The 16466-nt window shown below is 66.9% G+C and carries 15 protein-coding genes; all 15 read left to right on the forward strand.

Features of this window, described 5'->3' with window-relative positions; translation table 11 throughout:
- Window positions 1-83 precede the first annotated feature (83 nt).
- Complete coding sequence (locus CH256_RS13895; protein WP_094669866.1) at window positions 84-1685, forward strand: UDP-N-acetylmuramoyl-L-alanyl-D-glutamate--2,6-diaminopimelate ligase; 1602 nt, start codon at window positions 84-86, stop codon at window positions 1683-1685.
- A complete protein-coding gene (locus CH256_RS13900) occupies window positions 1682-3190 on the forward strand; it encodes a UDP-N-acetylmuramoyl-tripeptide--D-alanyl-D-alanine ligase (protein ID WP_094669867.1) in 1509 nt (502 codons plus the stop codon). The genes CH256_RS13895 and CH256_RS13900 overlap by 4 nt, the downstream gene beginning before the upstream one ends.
- Window positions 3187-4272: a phospho-N-acetylmuramoyl-pentapeptide-transferase gene (gene mraY, locus CH256_RS13905; protein ID WP_032394385.1), complete on the forward strand. Its 1086-nt coding sequence runs from the start codon at window positions 3187-3189 to the stop codon at window positions 4270-4272. Before CH256_RS13900 ends, mraY begins: the two co-directional genes overlap by 4 nt.
- A gap of 3 nt (window positions 4273-4275) precedes the next feature.
- A complete protein-coding gene (gene murD / locus CH256_RS13910) occupies window positions 4276-5748 on the forward strand; it encodes a UDP-N-acetylmuramoyl-L-alanine--D-glutamate ligase (RefSeq protein WP_094669868.1) in 1473 nt (490 codons plus the stop codon).
- Window positions 5745-7343 carry a putative lipid II flippase FtsW gene (gene ftsW / locus CH256_RS13915; protein ID WP_068051961.1) on the forward strand — a complete coding sequence of 533 codons (1599 nt, stop codon included), beginning with the start codon at window positions 5745-5747 and terminating at the stop codon, window positions 7341-7343. Before murD ends, ftsW begins: the two co-directional genes overlap by 4 nt.
- Complete coding sequence (gene murG, locus CH256_RS13920; protein ID WP_217901112.1) at window positions 7340-8482, forward strand: undecaprenyldiphospho-muramoylpentapeptide beta-N-acetylglucosaminyltransferase; 1143 nt, start codon at window positions 7340-7342, stop codon at window positions 8480-8482. Before ftsW ends, murG begins: the two co-directional genes overlap by 4 nt.
- 63 nt (window positions 8483-8545) lie before the next feature.
- Window positions 8546-10051: a UDP-N-acetylmuramate--L-alanine ligase gene (gene murC / locus CH256_RS13925; protein ID WP_094669869.1), complete on the forward strand. Its 1506-nt coding sequence runs from the start codon at window positions 8546-8548 to the stop codon at window positions 10049-10051.
- On the forward strand, window positions 10048-10842 hold the full coding sequence (locus CH256_RS13930) for a cell division protein FtsQ/DivIB (RefSeq protein WP_094669870.1): 795 nt from the start codon (window positions 10048-10050) through the stop codon (window positions 10840-10842). Before murC ends, CH256_RS13930 begins: the two co-directional genes overlap by 4 nt.
- Window positions 10843-11013: 171 nt before the next feature.
- Window positions 11014-12309, forward strand: a complete 1296-nt coding sequence (gene ftsZ / locus CH256_RS13935) for a cell division protein FtsZ (RefSeq protein ID WP_068051956.1) — start codon at window positions 11014-11016, stop codon at window positions 12307-12309.
- A complete protein-coding gene (gene pgeF / locus CH256_RS13940; RefSeq protein ID WP_068051953.1) occupies window positions 12306-13073 on the forward strand; it encodes a peptidoglycan editing factor PgeF in 768 nt (255 codons plus the stop codon). The genes ftsZ and pgeF overlap by 4 nt, the downstream gene beginning before the upstream one ends.
- Before the next feature lie 19 nt (window positions 13074-13092).
- Window positions 13093-13848, forward strand: a complete 756-nt coding sequence (locus tag CH256_RS13945; protein ID WP_068051992.1) for a YggS family pyridoxal phosphate-dependent enzyme — start codon at window positions 13093-13095, stop codon at window positions 13846-13848.
- A gap of 83 nt (window positions 13849-13931) precedes the next feature.
- Entirely contained in the window at window positions 13932-14576 is a 645-nt protein-coding gene (locus CH256_RS13950) for a cell division protein SepF (protein ID WP_068051950.1), read from the forward strand.
- Window positions 14577-14658: 82 nt separating this feature from the next.
- Entirely contained in the window at window positions 14659-14946 is a 288-nt protein-coding gene (locus CH256_RS13955) for a YggT family protein (RefSeq protein WP_068051947.1), read from the forward strand.
- Between the two features lie 160 nt (window positions 14947-15106).
- Window positions 15107-15958, forward strand: coding sequence for a DivIVA-like cell division protein Wag31 (wag31, locus tag CH256_RS13960; protein ID WP_094640120.1), 852 nt, complete (start codon window positions 15107-15109; stop codon window positions 15956-15958).
- 79 nt (window positions 15959-16037) lie between these two features.
- A complete protein-coding gene (locus CH256_RS28095; RefSeq protein WP_176460265.1) occupies window positions 16038-16214 on the forward strand; it encodes a hypothetical protein in 177 nt (58 codons plus the stop codon).
- The last annotated feature ends 252 nt before the right edge of the window (window positions 16215-16466 follow it).

Raw genomic sequence — 16466 nt, forward strand, 5'->3', positions numbered from 1 at the left:
CGGGCGTCTTCGTTCGTCTGCCGCCGCGGCGTTATCGAGCCGCGGCAGGCGCGTGGCCGGCAGTAGAGAGGAAGGGAGCAGGAGTGACTGTGTCATCGGATTCACAACCGGCTCCGGGTTCACGTCCGGCGCATCCACCGCACACCGAAGTACGGGAGGTGGCGTCCGCGGTCGGTGCAACGATCGGCGAGGCCGATCCCGCCGGTGTGAGCGTGAGCGGTATCGATCTGCGTGCACAGTCCGTTCTTCCCGGCGATCTCTTCGCCGCACTGCCCGGATCGTCTCGACACGGTGCCGAGTTCGTCGCCGACGCAGTCGAGCGGGGTGCCGTGGCAGTGTTCACCGATCCGGCCGGACTCGAGATCGTGCGGAGAGCGCTCGCAGGCACGGGTCGACAGGTTCCGGTTCTGGTGCACGAGCGTCCGCGCCAGGTGTTGGGTGCTGTCTCCGCTCTCGTGTACGGCAACCCCTCGTCGAAGATGACCGTCATCGGTATCACCGGTACCTCGGGGAAGACGACGACGTCGTATCTGCTCGAAGCCGGCCTGACTGCTGCAGGTCGTCGATGCGGTCTGATCGGCACCATCGAGACACGTGTTCTGGGCCGGCATGTACCGAGCGCGCTCACCACGCCCGAGGCCCCGCAACTGCACGCGCTCTTCGCCGTCATGGTCGAAGAGGGTGTCGACACGGTGGTGATGGAGGTGTCCTCCCATGCGTTGTCCCTCGGCCGGGTCGACGGCACCTGCTTCGCGATCGGTGCGTTCACCAATCTCTCCCAGGATCACCTCGATTTTCACGACTCTCTCGAGGACTACTTCTCGGCCAAGAGTCGGTTGTTCGCAGCCGACTCGGCGGTTCGTGCCGGAACCGCCGTCGTCTGTGTCGACGACGCGTGGGGCGTGCGGATGGCGGACATCGCTCGATCGGCCGGGTCGGCCGTGGTGACGGCGTCGACCGGTGCCGATTCGCAGTGGACGGTCTCGGATTGGGCCAAGCACGACGACGGCACCCAGTCGTTCACGGTCGCCGATCCGCAGGGTGCGTCGCTGCCGGTCTCGGTTCGGTTGCCGGGTCGCTACAACGTCGCTAACACCGTGCTGGCGTTGGCGACCTGCGCGGCGGCCGGGGCCGACGTGCGCAAGGCCGTGACCGGGGTCGCGACGGTCGACGTGCCGGGCCGCGTGCAGCGGATCGACCGTGGACAGAACTTCCTGGCGGTGGTCGATTACGCGCACAAGCCTGCCGCCGTCGAGGCCGTGCTGGCGACGTTGCGCGAATCCTCGCGCGGACGAATCGCGGTGGTGCTCGGAGCAGGTGGCGACCGCGACACCGCGAAGCGTCCGCTGATGGGTGCCGCCGGAGCGCGCGGCGCAGAGCTCCTGGTGGTGACCGACGACAACCCGCGCAGCGAGGATCCGGCCATCATTCGGCAGGCCGTCGAGGACGGCGCATTGTCGGTGCCGGACGAGGCCCGCGGTGAAGTACGAAACGTGGCAGGCCGCGCGGCGGCGATCGAACAGGCCGTGGCGTGGGCACGCGAAGGGGATGTTGTGTTGATCGCAGGTAAAGGGCACGAGACCGGACAAGAGGTAGCGGGTGTGAAGCATCCGTTCGACGATCGAGTGATACTCGCCTCGGCCATCGATGCGCGTCGGGTCGGCACGAGCGCGGGCGTACGGTGATCCCCCTCTCGATCGACCGCATCGCCGAGATCGTCGGAGGCACGGTGCACGATGTGCCGGATCCGTCGGTCGTGGTGCCAGGACCGGTGGAGTTCGACTCCCGCAAGGTCACCCCCGGCAGCATCTTCCTCGCCCTACCCGGTGCGAAGGTGGACGGTCACGACCATGCCGCCGCCGCGGTTGCCGCAGGTGCGGCGCTGGTACTGGCCGCGCGTCCGGTGGGCGTACCGGCCGTGGTCGTCAGTCCGGTCCCGCACGAGAGCCGCGCGATGGCACTCGAGAACGACCCGGACGGCTCCGGTTCGGCAGTGCTGTCCGCGCTCGGCGCTCTGGCCCGGGCCTCGGTGCTCGAGTTGACGGCCCAGCACGGCCTGACCGTCGTCGGTGTGACGGGATCCTCCGGGAAGTCCTCCACCAAGGACCTGATCTCTGCGGTCCTCGAGCCTCTGGGCTCGGTGGTGGCACCGCCCGGATCGTTCAACAACGAATTGGGACATCCTTGGACGGCGCTGCGAGCGGATGCCGACACCGATTTCCTCTGTCTGGAGTTGTCCGCCCGAGGAATCGGCCACATCGCCGAACTCGCCACGCTCGCACCGCCCCGGATCGGGGTGGTCCTGAACGTCGGAACCGCGCACCTGGGCGAGTTCGGCTCGCGCGCGGCCATCGCGCTGGCGAAGGGCGAGCTCGTCGAGGCGCTGCCGAGTGCCGCCGACGGGGGAGTGGCGATCCTCAACATCGACGATCGCCTCGTCGCCGAAATGGTCACGCGTACAACGGCTGCCGTCGTCACGGTCGGGCGCAACGCAGATGCCGACATCAGAGCCCTCGACGTGCAGGTCGACACCGACGCCCGGGCGTCGTTCACGCTCGAATGCGCAGCGGGTTCGGTACCGATCACCCTGGCGGTGCACGGTGAGCATCAGGTCGGCAACGCCCTCGCGGCAGCGGCCGTCGCCCTCGAGTGCGGAGCAACGCTGACGCAGGTTGCCGAGGCGCTCGGGGCCGCCGCACCGACGTCGATCAGGCGGATGGACGTGCGCACCCGCGCCGACGGCGTCACCGTCGTCAACGACTCGTACAACGCCAACCCCGATTCGATGCGCGCCGCACTCAAGGCACTGGTGTCGATGTCGCGTCGCGACGACGGGCCGAAGCGCCGCAGTTGGGCGGTGCTGGGAGAGATGGGCGAGCTGGGTTCGGACTCGGTGGTCGAGCACGACGCGATCGGCCGCCTCGCCGTCCGCCTCGATGTCGACCGTCTGATCATCGTCGACTCCGGCCGTCCCACCCGGGCGTTGCACCAGGGTGCCGTCATGGAGGGTTCGTGGGGCGAGGAATCGATGCTGGTGCCCGACCGTGAAACGGCGATCGCAGTACTGCACGAGGAAGTGCGTCCCGGCGACATCGTGCTGGTGAAGGCCTCGCAGTCCGGGGCGATGTGGACCGTCGCAGACGCCCTGCTGGCCGATGCGTCGAGCGCCACCGCGGAGGGTGAGCAGTGAGGCAGATCCTCTTCGCCGGAGGCATCGCGCTCGCGGTCGCGATCCTCCTGACCCCGGTGCTGATCAAGACCTTCTCGAAACAGGGCTTCGGCCAGGAGATTCGAGTGGAGGGCCCGGCGAGTCACCAGTCCAAGCGGGGCACACCGACAATGGGCGGCGTCGCAATTCTGGTCGGCATCTGGGCCGGCTACTGGGGCTCGCACCTGATCGGTATCGGCTACGACGCAGACGGTCCGTCGGCCTCGGCCCTGCTCGTCCTCGGCCTGACCACGGTGCTCGGTCTCGTCGGCTTTCTCGACGACTTCATCAAGATCCGCAAGCAGCGCAACCTGGGTCTGAACGCCACCGGTAAGTACGTCGGTCAGATAACGGCAGCCGTGCTGTTCGCGATCCTGGTGTTGCAGTTCCGCAGCGAGAGTGGGCTCACTCCTGGCAGCACCCAACTGTCGTACGTGCGCGACATCGCCACCTGGTCGATGTCCGCGGTGGTCTTCGTGTTCTTCGTCTGCCTGCTCGTGATCGCATGGTCCAACTCGGTCAACCTCACCGACGGCCTGGACGGCCTCGCAGCCGGGTCGATGACACTGGTGCTCGGTGCCTACACCGTCATCACCTTCTGGCAGTACCGCCAGGCGTGCGCAGGCCCCGCAGGGCCCGCCCCCGGCTGCTACGACGTCCGAGATCCCCTCGACCTGGCTCTGGTCTGCGCTTCGGCAGCGGGAGCCTGCATCGGCTTCCTGTGGTGGAACGCCGCGCCTGCCAAGATCTTCATGGGCGACACCGGATCCCTGGCCCTCGGCGGTCTGATCGCGGGCCTGTCGGTGGTGACCAAGACCGAACTGATCATGGTGGTCATCGGTGCGCTGTTCGTCGCCGAAGCCGCATCGGTCGTCATCCAGGTCGCGGTGTTCCGATCCAGTCGCCGACGCGTGTTCCGCATGGCACCGTTCCATCATCACTTCGAGTTGGCCGGATGGGCCGAGACGACGGTGATCATCCGGTTCTGGTTGCTGGCCGCCATCGCGTCGGCCGTCGGACTCGCCCTGTTCTACAGCGAGTATCTCGCTGCTGTCGGCGGATAGGGCATGGACGAATCTCCGCACGACGCTAGGAACGACCTGACCTGGTTGCGCGGCAGTTCGGTGCTGGTCACCGGTGCCCGCATCTCGGGACTGGCCGTCGTGCAACCGTTGCTCGATCTCGGTGCCGTCGTCACCGTCACCGACTCGAATCGTGCCGCGCTGGACGAGGCGTCGAACTCCGGTGCTGCCGTGGTGCTGCAGGACGACCTGCTCGTCGATCCGGCGGCGCTCGCCGCGTTTTCGCTGGTCGTCACCAGCCCCGGCTTTCGTCCCGACTCTCCGGTGTTGGCCGCTGCCACGGAGCAGGGCATTCCGGTGTGGGGTGATGTCGAGTTGTCCTGGCACGTGGACCGGGCCGAGCTGTACGGACCCCGAACTCGCTGGCTGGTGGTCACCGGCACCAACGGAAAGACGACCACCACCTCGATGCTGGCGTCGATACTCGACGCCGCGGGCATCGCATCGGTGGCCTGCGGCAACATCGGACTCCCCATCGCCGACGCGTTGCGCGGTACCCCGCATCCGAGTGTGCTCGCCGTGGAGTTGTCGTCGTTCCAGTTGTTCTGGGCTCCGTCGGTGCGTCCGGCGGCGGGGGTGGTGCTCAACATCGCCGAGGACCATCTCGACTGGCACGGCGGTATGGACGGATATGTCCAGGCCAAGGCTCGTGCGTTGAGTGGCGATGTCGCGGTGGTCGGTCTCGACGACTCGAGGGCGGCGAGTCTCGCTGCCGGATCGCCCGCAGCCACCGTCGTCGGGTTTCGGTTGGGTGAGCCGGCCTCGGGTGAGCTGGGAGTGCGGGCAGGGATGCTCGTGGACGACGCCTTCGGTGCGAACGTCGAGTTTCTCGCTGCGGAGGACGTGGAGCCGAGCGGCCCGTCCGGCATTCTCGATGCGCTCGCGGCAGGCGCGCTGGCTCGTTCGATCGGGGTGGAGGCCGACGCTGTTCGGGTGGGGCTGCAGACCTATCGGGTGGGTCCGCATCGTGCGGCGGTGGTGCGCGAGCTCGGCGGGGTGACGTTCATCGACGACTCGAAGGCGACCAACCCGCACGCCGCTCGCTCCTCGATCTCGGCGCACGATCGCGTCGTGTGGATCGCGGGTGGGTTGCTGAAGGGTGCGGTGATCGACGATCTGGTGGTCGAGATCGCCGATCGTCTCGTGGCTGCGGTCGTTCTCGGGCGCGATGGGATGCAGATCGCAGAGGCTTTGGCGCGACACGCGCCCGATGTTCCGGTCGTCAGGCTCCCTTCGGGAGACGATGCTGGTGTGACTCATGGTGCTGAAGATGCTGATGCGGTGATGCGGGCGGTCGTGGCCCATGCGGCCGAACTCGCCGCGCCGGGGGATACGGTCCTGCTGGCCCCGGCCGCCGCGTCACTGGACATGTTCGCCGACTACGGCCACCGCGGCCGCAGCTTCGCCGAGTCGGTCCAGCGCCTCGAGGCCACCGACATCGGATCGTCGCGATCGTGACTGCCGCCGGTCATCCGCCGCGTCCACCTCGCCGCACCGCCGCTCCACGCACCCGAATCGGCCTGTGGTTCGGCCGACCGCTCGCGTCCTTCCACCTCGTCGTCACGATCGCGGTACTGCTCACGGTGTTGGGCCTGGTGATGGTGCTGTCGGCGTCGTCCGCCGAGTCCTTCGCAGCCGATGAGTCCGGGTACGCGCTCTTCACCCAGCAGCTGATCGGTGTCGCGCTGGGAGTCGTGGCGTTCTACGTCGCTCTCCGGCTGCCGGTTCGCTACCTCAGGAAGCTGTCGTTTCCGCTGTTCCTGGTTTCGATCACCATGTTGATGTTGGTGCTCATTCCCGGAATCGGTGCCGAACGCCAAGGTGCGCGCCGCTGGTTCGACTTCGGCGTCGTGTCCTTCCAGCCGTCCGAGCTGGCCAAGGTCGCGCTGGTTCTGTGGGGCGCACACCTGTTGGCCTCGCGGCGCAGCGAGCACGGCAACATCAAATCGCTGCTGGTGCCGCTGTTGCCTGCAGGTCTGCTGATGTGTCTGCTCGTCGTGCTGCAGCCGAACCTCAGTACCGCCATCGCCCTGGGCATCATCCTGGTGGCGCTGCTGTGGTTCGCCGGCCTCAACGCTCGGCTGTTCGGTGCGGTGCTGATGACCGGTCTGGCGTTGGCGACCGTGCTCGCGTTCACCGCCGGTTACCGATCCAATCGCGTCAAGGCCTGGCTCAACCCGGGTGAGGACACCCAGGGCCTGTCATATCAGTCCACCCAGGCGAAATACTCTCTCGCCGACGGCGGAATGTTCGGTCGCGGGCTCGGGCAGAGCCGCGCGAAGTGGAGCTACCTGCCCAACGCGCACAACGACTTCATCTTCGCCATCATCGGCGAGGAACTCGGAATGATCGGCTGCCTCGCAGTCATCGGATTGTTCGGCCTCTTCGTCTACACCGGCCTGCGCATCGCCATGCGTTCGGTCGATCCGTTCCTGCGGCTGTTGACCGCAGGTGCCACGTGCTGGGTGTTCGGCCAGGCCATGATCAACATCGGCTACGTCGTCGGGTTGCTGCCGGTGACCGGTCTGCAGCTGCCCCTGGTGTCCTACGGTGGCACCTCGACCGCGATCACGCTGCTGATGTTCGGCATCATCGCGAGCGCCGCCCGCCACGAACCCGAGGCGATCGCGGCCCTGCACGCAGGGCAGGAGGGCCGAATCGCGCGAGCTCTGAAGCTGCCGCTGCCCGCCGTGTTCTCGCCCAAGCGAGCCGCGATGGCGCGCTCGAAGTCCACTCGCCCCACACTGGCGGCGCAGGATCGCAAACGCCTAGAGTCCCGTAAGGGCAAGGGCAGTGACGCACGGACAGCGCGGGCTGCCGAGCCCGGCCGTGCCCGCACGCGCGTCTCCAGTTCCCGGACCGACGCGATGTCGCCCACATCGGCTGCGTACCGGAGCGACGCTCCCCGCGGTAACGCCCGCGGCAACCCCCGTCGAAGCGATCCGGTCCGGCGAGAGCCCGCCGCAGGATCGCGATCGGCATACCGTCCGCGGCCGGAACCACAACCCGGTCGCCCTCCCGTCCGCTCGGGTGAGCGAGGATATCGACGGTGAAGCAGACATCTCGACCGATTTCCGTAGTGGTTGCCGGGGGCGGAACGGCCGGGCACATCGAGCCTGCGCTCGCTGTGGCCGACGCCTTGCGTGTCCTCGACCCCACCGTCACCGTCACCGCCCTCGGCAGCAGCCGGGGCCTCGAGACGACTCTCGTCCCGGCTCGCGGGTACGCACTCGAGCTCATTCCGCCCGTTCCGCTGCCTCGTAAGCCCACCGTCGACCTGCTCAAGTTGCCGCTGCGCGTCGTGCGATCGGTGCGCCGCACCCGAGAGATCTTCGCGGCCGTCGAGGCGGACGTGCTCGTCGGATTCGGCGGCTATGTCGCGTTACCGGCCTATCTCGCGGCCCGCGGTCGACTGTTCGGCCGTGGTGGCCGAATTCCCGTGGTCATCCACGAGGCCAACGCACGAGCGGGTATCGCCAACAAGGTCGGTGCCCGCTCGGCCGAGCGGGTACTCGCCGCGGTCGCGGGCTCGGGGATCGCCGCGCGCGGTGCTGCCGACGCCGACGTGATCGGAATTCCCGTGCGTCCCACCATCACCGGACTCGACCGGGCTGCCGTCCGCGCGGAGGCTCGCGCGCACTTCGGCCTGCCCGAGAACGGCCCGGTGCTGCTGGTGTTCGGCGGCTCACAGGGGGCCCGATCGCTCAACGACGCGGTGTCCGGAGCCTCGGCGGCTCTCGCCGATGCGGGAATCTCGGTTCTGCACGCCCACGGTCCGAAGAACTCGCTCGATGTCGAGCAGCGCAATCCGGCCGCGCCGTACGTCGCGCGCGCCTACATCGACCGGATGGATCTGGCGTACGCGGCCGCGGACCTCGCGATCTGTCGCTCCGGTGCCATGACGGTCGCCGAGGTTTCCGCGACCGGTCTGCCCGCCGTCTACGTGCCCCTGCCGCACGGCAACGGCGAGCAGGAACTCAACGCCCGTCCCGTGGTCGACGCCGGAGGTGGCATCCTGGTAGCCGATGCGACACTGACCGAGCAGTACGTGAGCGAGACAGTGGTCGCGCTGCTGGCCGACACCGAACGAATCGCCACCATGTCTCGTGCCGCCGCCGGTGCCGGGCACAAGGACGCAGCAGCTGCCGTCGCGCAGATCGTGCTCGATACCGCGCACGCGGCGCGGCGCTGAGCTGGGCGGCGTCGCGCATGAGAAGAGAACGAGGGAGACGTCCGCGTGACAACTGAGGGTGCGATGTCGGATCTGCCGGCAGAGCTCGAACGAGTACACATGGTGGGCATCGGTGGTGCCGGAATGTCCGGCATCGCGCGGATCCTGCTCGCTCGCGGGGGACAGGTGTCGGGTTCGGATGCCAAGGAATCGCGCGGCGTGCTCGCACTGCGCGCACGCGGCGCCCAGGTCCGCATCGGTCACGACGCCAGCGCCCTGGACATGATCGACGGCGGGCCCACCGTGGTCGTGACGACCCACGCCGCGATTCCCCAGACCAATCCCGAACTCGTCGAAGCTCGCGAACGCGGAATCCCGGTGGTGCTGCGACCGGCCGTGCTGTCTTCTCTCATGCAGGGATACCGCACGCTGTTGGTCTCGGGTACGCACGGAAAGACGTCCACGACCTCGATGCTGGTCGTCGCCCTGCAGCACTGCGGGTTCGATCCGTCGTTCGCCGTCGGAGGAGAGCTCAACGAAGCCGGGACCAACGCCCATCACGGCAGCGGCGACGTGTTCGTGGCCGAGGCGGACGAGAGCGACGGCTCGCTGCTGCAGTACACGGCCAACGTCATCATCGTGACCAACATCGAAGCCGATCATCTGGACTACTTCGGCACCACCGACGCCTACGTTCAGGTGTTCGACGACTTCGCTGCGCTCCTCGGTCCCGGCGGTGTGCTCGTGGCCTGCATGGACGACCCGGGTTCGGCGGCGCTCGCTCGACGCGTGGTCGAGCGGAACCTTCCCGGAGTGAAAGTGCTGGGATACGGGTCCTCGGACGTCGACGCCGGGCCGGTCGACATGGCCGTTCGGTTGCTGGCGTGGGAGCCCGAGGACATCGGTGGCGTCGCGCAGTTGCAGATCGCAGGTGAGGACGCGGCGCGCACCGTACGGCTCGGCGTCCCCGGCCGGCACACTGCACTCAACGCTCTGGCGGCGTTCGTCGCGGCGCGCCAGGTCGGTGCCGGTGTCGAGGAATTGCTGGCCGGGCTCACCGGTTTCGGCGGCGTGCATCGACGCTTTCAGTTCACCGGGCGTGAGCACGGCGTCCGCGTGTTCGACGACTACGCGCACCACCCGACCGAGGTGCGTGCGGTGTTGACGGCCGCGCAGGCCCTCGTAGCAGGCCAGGATCGTTCGGGTGGCGAGCAGGGACGGGTGGTGGTGGTGTTTCAGCCGCACCTGTACTCGCGGACTGCGACGTTCGCCGAGGAGTTCGGTGCCGCGTTGTCGTTGGCCGACGAGATCGTCGTGCTCGACGTCTACGGCGCGCGAGAGGAGCCGTTGCCCGGTGTGACGGGGGCGCTGGTTGCCGCTTCGGTGACCAAGCCGGTGAACTATCAGCCGGATCTGTCGTTGGTGGCCAAGCAGGTCGCCCACCTGAGTGTGCCCGGCGATGTCGTCATCACCATGGGAGCCGGCGACGTGACGATGCTCGGCGGGCCGATTCTCGATGCGCTTCGCTCGAAGACCGATTTCGGTGCTGCGACCGGCCGCGGAGTACCGAAGGATCGGCCGTCGACGTGACCCGCCGCTCCGATCGAGTCCGTTCTTCGAGGTCGGGAACAGCTGCACGAGAGGGTGATTCGCCGTCCGCGGTCACCGACAAGCAAGCCCGCGCTCAGGCACGGGAAGAAGAGCGCGCCCGAGTGAAGCGGTCGCGTCGCAAAGCCGCGCTGATTGCGCTCGCCGTGGTGGTCGTCGTGGTGGGATCGGCTGCGCTGGTGTACTTCACGCCGCTGTTGTCCGTTCGCACCATCGCGGTCGCGGGGGCATCGTCGGTGTCCGAGCAGGAGATCCTCGATCGGCTGGACGTACCCGTCGGCCTTCCGCTGGTTCGGGTGGACACGGCGGGGGCGGCGCAGCGGGTGGCAACGATCCCGGCGCTGGCGACGGTCCGCGTGCAACGCCAGTATCCGTCCACCGTGCAGGTGACGGTCGAGGAGCGAGTTCCGGTGGCGTTCTTCGATTCTCCGGACGGCACCCATCTCCTGGACTCCGCCGGCGTCGATTTCGCGATCGCGCCGCCACCGCCAGGGGTAGTACGTCTGGTGACCGACAATCCGGTGTTCGGTGATCCGGTGACGAAAGATGCACTGGCGGTTCTCGATACGTTGCCACCGCTGCTGCGCGATCAGGCCGCCGAGCTGCGGGCGAGCACGCTGTCCGACATCTCGATTCTGCTGCTCGACGGGCGCACCGTCGTGTGGGGCAGCAAGGACGACTCCGAGCGCAAGGGCGCGGTCGCGATCGCATTGCTGTCCCAACCCGGTCAGATCTTCGACGTGTCGAGTCCGGATCTGCCCACCACCAAATAGTTTCGACGCGCGGACCGGAATTTCTCGCGTGGCGTCGGCGCGCCTAATGGCGATAGTCGTCGGCGATGAATAGCGTTTCGACCAGTTCAGTACTTGACATAACTCTAAGCCTGTGGTTTAGGTTGAGGGTTTTCCACATTTCAGGCAACAATCCACGGAAGGCGAGAGCCCATGACGCCCCCGCACAACTACCTCGCCGTAATCAAGGTCGTCGGCATCGGCGGCGGCGGCGTGAACGCGGTCAACCGCATGATCGAACAGGGACTCAAGGGAGTCGAGTTCATCGCGGTCAACACCGACGCTCAGGCCTTGCTGATGAGTGACGCAGACGTCAAGCTCGACGTCGGCCGCGAACTGACCCGCGGACTCGGCGCAGGTGCCGATCCCGAGGTCGGCCGCCGCGCAGCAGACGATCACAAGGACGAGATCGAAGAGGTGCTCAAGGGTGCCGACATGGTGTTCGTCACCGCAGGCGAGGGCGGCGGCACCGGTACCGGTGGCGCTCCTGTCGTCGCCAACATCGCTCGCAAGCTCGGCGCACTGACCGTCGGTGTCGTCACCCGGCCGTTCTCCTTCGAGGGCAAGCGGCGCGGTGGACAGGCCGACACCGGCATCCAGCAGCTCCGCGAGTCCTGCGACACGCTCATCGTCATCCCGAACGATCGACTGCTCCAGCTCGGCGATGCGGCCGTCAGCCTCATGGACGCGTTCCGCAGCGCCGACGAGGTACTGCTCAACGGTGTCCAGGGCATCACCGACCTGATCACCACTCCCGGACTGATCAACGTCGACTTCGCCGACGTCAAGGGCGTCATGTCCGGCGCAGGCAGTGCACTGATGGGTATCGGATCCTCACGTGGTGAGGGTCGCGCGATCAAGGCGGCCGAATCGGCGATCAACTCGCCGCTGCTCGAAGCCTCGATGGAAGGTGCACGCGGAGTGCTGCTCTCCATCGCCGGTGGATCCGACCTCGGTCTGTTCGAGATCAACGAGGCCGCCTCGCTGGTGCAGGAAGCTGCACACATCGACGCCAACATCATCTTCGGCACCGTCATCGACGACTCGCTCGGCGACGAGGTCCGCGTGACCGTCATCGCCGCAGGCTTCGACGGCGGAACCCCGACGCGGCGTCCGGTCGAAGCTGCCACCTCCACCCGCGGCCCGATCGGATCGGCTCGCTCGGGCGAGGTGTCCTCCAAATCGACCGACAGTTCCGACGGTGCTGTGTTCCGCGACCCGGTCGGCGCACCGAGTGGTAGCAGTCTGCCGCCGCTGAACTCGTCGAGCTCGTCCAACCGCGAATCGTCGAGCCGCGAATCCGCAGCCGGTTACGGTCGCGACTCGTCCGGCCAGGGCCGGGACTCGTCCGGACAGGGCCGCGAGTCCGTCGGTTCCGGCCGTCGCGTTCCGATCGCCGAGGACGAGGGCGAAGACGAAGTCGATGTGCCGTCCTTCATGCGGCGGTGAGTGACACCGCTTCCGCCGGTCCGTTTCGTGTCCGACGCGTCTCGACGACGCGGGCGGGCGGCGTCTCGGCACCGCCGTTCGACACGTTCAATCTGGGCGATCACGTAGGTGACGACCCCGCTTCGGTGGAAGCCAACCGTCGACGCCTCGGCGATCGACTGGGTATGGGACTCGAACGGCTCGTGTTCATGGAGCAGGTCCACGGACGCACCGTCACCGTGGTGGACGGTCCGGTGTCCGAGCCGGTGCCGATGACCGATGCGTTGGTGACGACGCAACGTGATCTCGGTCTGGTGGTGTTGACTGCCGATTGCGTGCCGGTCCTGCTCTCCGACGAGGAGGCAGGCGTGATCGCAGCGGTGCATGCAGGACGGGTCGGTGCCCGCATCGGCATCGTTCCCCGGGTGTTGGCCGCCATGGTCGAGCTCGGGGCGGTTCCGGCGCGGATCGGCGCATTTCTCGGTCCGGCGGCGAGCGGCCGACAGTACGAGGTGCCCGCCTCCATGCGAGCGGACGTCGACAAGCATCTCCCCGGCAGCGCGACGACCACGGTCCGCAACACGCCGGGGCTGGACATTCCCGCCGGTATCCGCGCTCAGCTGCTCGCCGCGGGAGTGTCCGGTGTCGCTCAGGATCCGCGGTGCACCATCGAGGACCGGGCCTTGTTCAGTCACCGTCGTGAAGGATCGACCGGCCGAATCGCCAGTGTCGTCTGGATGGACAGCACATCCCCCGGTGATCGGGCCGAAACGGCAGACCGGTGAACCGGCAGAAGAGGTTGTCATGAGCGAACCCACCGGCAGCGCGTCGGGCACCGACCGGGCGCAGGAGATCGAGACGGCGTTGACGTCGGTGCGCGAGCGGTTGCACCGCGCCTGTGTCGATGCGGGCCGGTCGCCCGCCGACGTGGCTCTGCTGCCGGTGACCAAGTTCTTCCCCGCCTCGGACGTGCGGGTTCTCTACGAACTGGGGTGCCGCGACTTCGGCGAGTCCCGAGAGCAGGACGCGTCGCCCAAGGTCGCCGAGACGGCCGAAGATTTCGTCGGCGATCCGCCTCGCTGGCACATGATCGGACACCTGCAGCGAAACAAGGCGAAGTCGGTTGCCGCGTGGGCGCACGCCATTCATTCCGTCGACAGTGCGCGGTTGGTGGCCGCACTGTCCAAGGCGACGACGGCGGCATTGGACGAGGGTGTGCGTCGGACCGAACTCGACGTGATCGTTCAGGTCAGTCTCGACGGGGATGTGCACCGCGGCGGCGTCGAACGCGACGAACTCCACGAGCTTGCCGACGCGGTGTCGAACGCGTCCGGGTTGCGTTTGGCGGGGTTGATGGCGGTGCCACCGCTCGGTGCCGATCCGGACGCCGCATTCGCCGATCTCGAGAGCCTGCACCGTCGGCTGACGGCCGATCATCCCGAAGCGCTCGAGCTGTCCGCAGGCATGACCGGAGACCTGGAAGCTGCTGTGCGGCACGGATCGACGTGCGTGCGTGTCGGTACCGCAATACTCGGCGCGCGGCCGATAACCTCGCAATAACAGTCCATGGATCACATCAGTCACAACAGACACTTGCGAACCTGGAGATGGACAGTAGACACACCGCCACGGAAGGCAGAACGATGAGCACCCTGCACAAGTTCAAGGCGTACTTCGGCATGGTTCCGCTCGCCGACTACGAGGACGACTACCTCGACGATCCGGACACGCGACGCAGTTCCCGTGGTGGTCGTGACACCTACGACGACATGGATGAGCGTGAATTCGTGAAGCCGTCGTTCGGTGGATCTCGGCACGCGCAGGTCGAGGACGACTACGACGACTACGAGGCCCCGCGTCCGGCGACGCTGGCCCCGATCGGCGGACGAGGACGTGGCGCGGCACCGACCACGCGAGGTGCAGCAACCAGGGGAGCGTTGGCCATGGACACTCGGATGGACGTGCGTGCGGAGACGCGACGCAGCCCTATCGCGGACGACGGCGGCCCGCTCTCGAAGATCACCACGCTGCGACCGCGTGACTACAGCGAGGCGCGCACCATTGGTGAGCGTTTCCGCGACGGCACTCCGGTCATCATGGACCTGGTCGAGATGAGCAACGCCGACGCCAAGCGCCTGGTCGATTTCGCGGCCGGGCTCGCCTTCGCGCTGCGCGGTTCCTTCGACAAGGTGGCGACCAAGGTATTCCTGCTCTCGCCGGCCGACGTCGACGTCTCGCCGCAGGAGCGCAGGCGGATCGCCGAGACCGGCTTCTACAGTCAGCAGTGAGAGATTCGCTGTTCGGGGCGGTAGTGCAGGGCTGTGACCAGCGCGCTTTGCTCAGCCCGTCGAATTCAGGCAGAGTATAGCCGTGATCGTGTTCACGGTGATCAACATCGTATTGTTTCTTTTTTGGCTCCTTCTCATCGGTCGAATCATCGTCGAGTTCATCAGAACTTTCGCGAGAGATTGGCAACCGACCGGGTTGGTCGTCATCGTGCTCGAGGCGATCTTCACGGTCACCGACCCGCCGGTGAAGTTCCTCCGCAGGATAATTCCGCCGCTCAACCTCGGCGGAGTGCGACTGGACCTGTCCATCATGGTCCTGCTGTTCGTCGTCTTCATCGCGTGGAATGTGACCAGCGGTCTCGCGGCCTGAGATCGCAGACGAAATGTTAGAACGCGGGACCCAGCGCATGCTGCGTGTCCTGTGTGACAGAATGGACGCCAGTTACAGTTTGATTGTTCTGCACTCGCGCGGAATGGCATATAACTGAATGCTTGCTCTACCGCCCCAAGACGCGTGAAGGGATCCTTCCATGCCGCTGACTCCAGCTGATGTGCACAATGTCGCGTTCAGCAAGCCGCCCATCGGTAAGCGTGGTTACAACGAAGACGAGGTCGACGCTTTTCTCGACCTCGTCGAGCAAGAGTTGTCGCGACTGATCGAAGAGAACGCCGACCTCCGCCAGCGGGTCGGTGAGCTCGACCAGGAGCTTGCGGACGCCAAGAACGCTTCGCGGCAGAGCCCGCAGGCGGCTCAGGTCGCGGCACCGAAGGCCGAGCCACAGCGCCCGGTGGATCCCCCCAAGCCACCGCCCGTCGCGGCCCAGCCCGCTCCGGTCGCACCCGTTGCGGCGGCCCCGCAGCAGAGCGGCGACTCCAACATGCAGGCCGCCAAGATTCTGGGCCTCGCTCAGGAGATGGCCGATCGTCTCACCGGTGATGCCAAGTCGGAGTCCGAGCAGCTGCTCGGCAACGCGCGCACCAACGCCGAGCGTTTGGTCTCGGATGCCCGCACGCGTTCGGAGTCGATGATGTCCGAGGCTCGGCAGAAGTCCGAGTCGCTGCTGTCCGACGCACAGACGCGCTCCGAGACCCAGCTGCGTCAGGCCAAGGAGAAGGCCGACGCACTGCAGGCCGATGCCGAGCGCAAGCACACCGAGATCATGGCGACGATCAACCAGCAGCGTTCGGTCCTCGAAGGTCGCATCGAGCAGCTCAAGACGTTCGAGCGCGAGTACCGCGTGCGGCTCAAGTCCTACCTGGAATCGCAGCTCGAAGAGCTCGAGAACCGTTCCTCGGCGCTGCCGGTGGACAACGGGCAGGACAACTTCAACCAGGACAGCCAGTCGTCGGGGTACAGCCAGTCGTACGCCAAGGGCAACTGACGCAGGAGTTCGTGTCGATGCTGCCGAACACGGCAGCATCGCATCCTGACGTCGCGTCGAACGGTGAGCGAGGAATCACGTGCTGGTCCTGACTCTCGGCGCAGCGGCTATCGGCTTCGGCTTTCTAATTCTTGCGTTGATGACGGGGTCGGTCGTGTGGGCGTGGGCCTGCATCGTCGTGTGTATCGTGGGAGCAGTTCTGCTACTTGTCGGTGCACTGACGGGCAAACGACCACCGCCGGAACCCGACAAGTAATATGTGCTGATTTCCCCAGTTGTTTCAGGCGTCGATCCGGCTATCACCGGGGAGCTTTCGGAAGAACGACTCGGTTCGATGGGCAACCACCTCGAATCGACGTCCAGTAGAACCGAACGGGTGAGCCCGTCACAGCTCACGTGGAGAGGCTTGCTCCGGCGACAGTGTCGTCGGAGCCGAGCAAGCGGGGTGGTACCGCGGTATCCGACGTCCCGATCGTCGAATGTCGTCCCCGTGCCAACAGGTGTCGCG

The organism is Rhodococcus sp. 05-2254-6, from assembly GCF_002258565.1.
In the GTDB taxonomy this organism is placed as follows: domain Bacteria; phylum Actinomycetota; class Actinomycetes; order Mycobacteriales; family Mycobacteriaceae; genus Rhodococcoides.

Coding starts and splice junctions, on each gene's coding strand:
- murD (WP_094669868.1), top strand. CDS start 4,276: ATGGACGAATCTCCGCACGACGCTAGGAACGACCTGACCTGGTTGCGC.
- murC (WP_094669869.1), top strand. CDS start 8,546: ATGTCGGATCTGCCGGCAGAGCTCGAACGAGTACACATGGTGGGCATC.
- ftsZ (WP_068051956.1), top strand. CDS start 11,014: ATGACGCCCCCGCACAACTACCTCGCCGTAATCAAGGTCGTCGGCATC.
- CH256_RS13945 (WP_068051992.1), top strand. CDS start 13,093: ATGAGCGAACCCACCGGCAGCGCGTCGGGCACCGACCGGGCGCAGGAG.
- CH256_RS13950 (WP_068051950.1), top strand. CDS start 13,932: ATGAGCACCCTGCACAAGTTCAAGGCGTACTTCGGCATGGTTCCGCTC.
- wag31 (WP_094640120.1), top strand. CDS start 15,107: ATGCCGCTGACTCCAGCTGATGTGCACAATGTCGCGTTCAGCAAGCCG.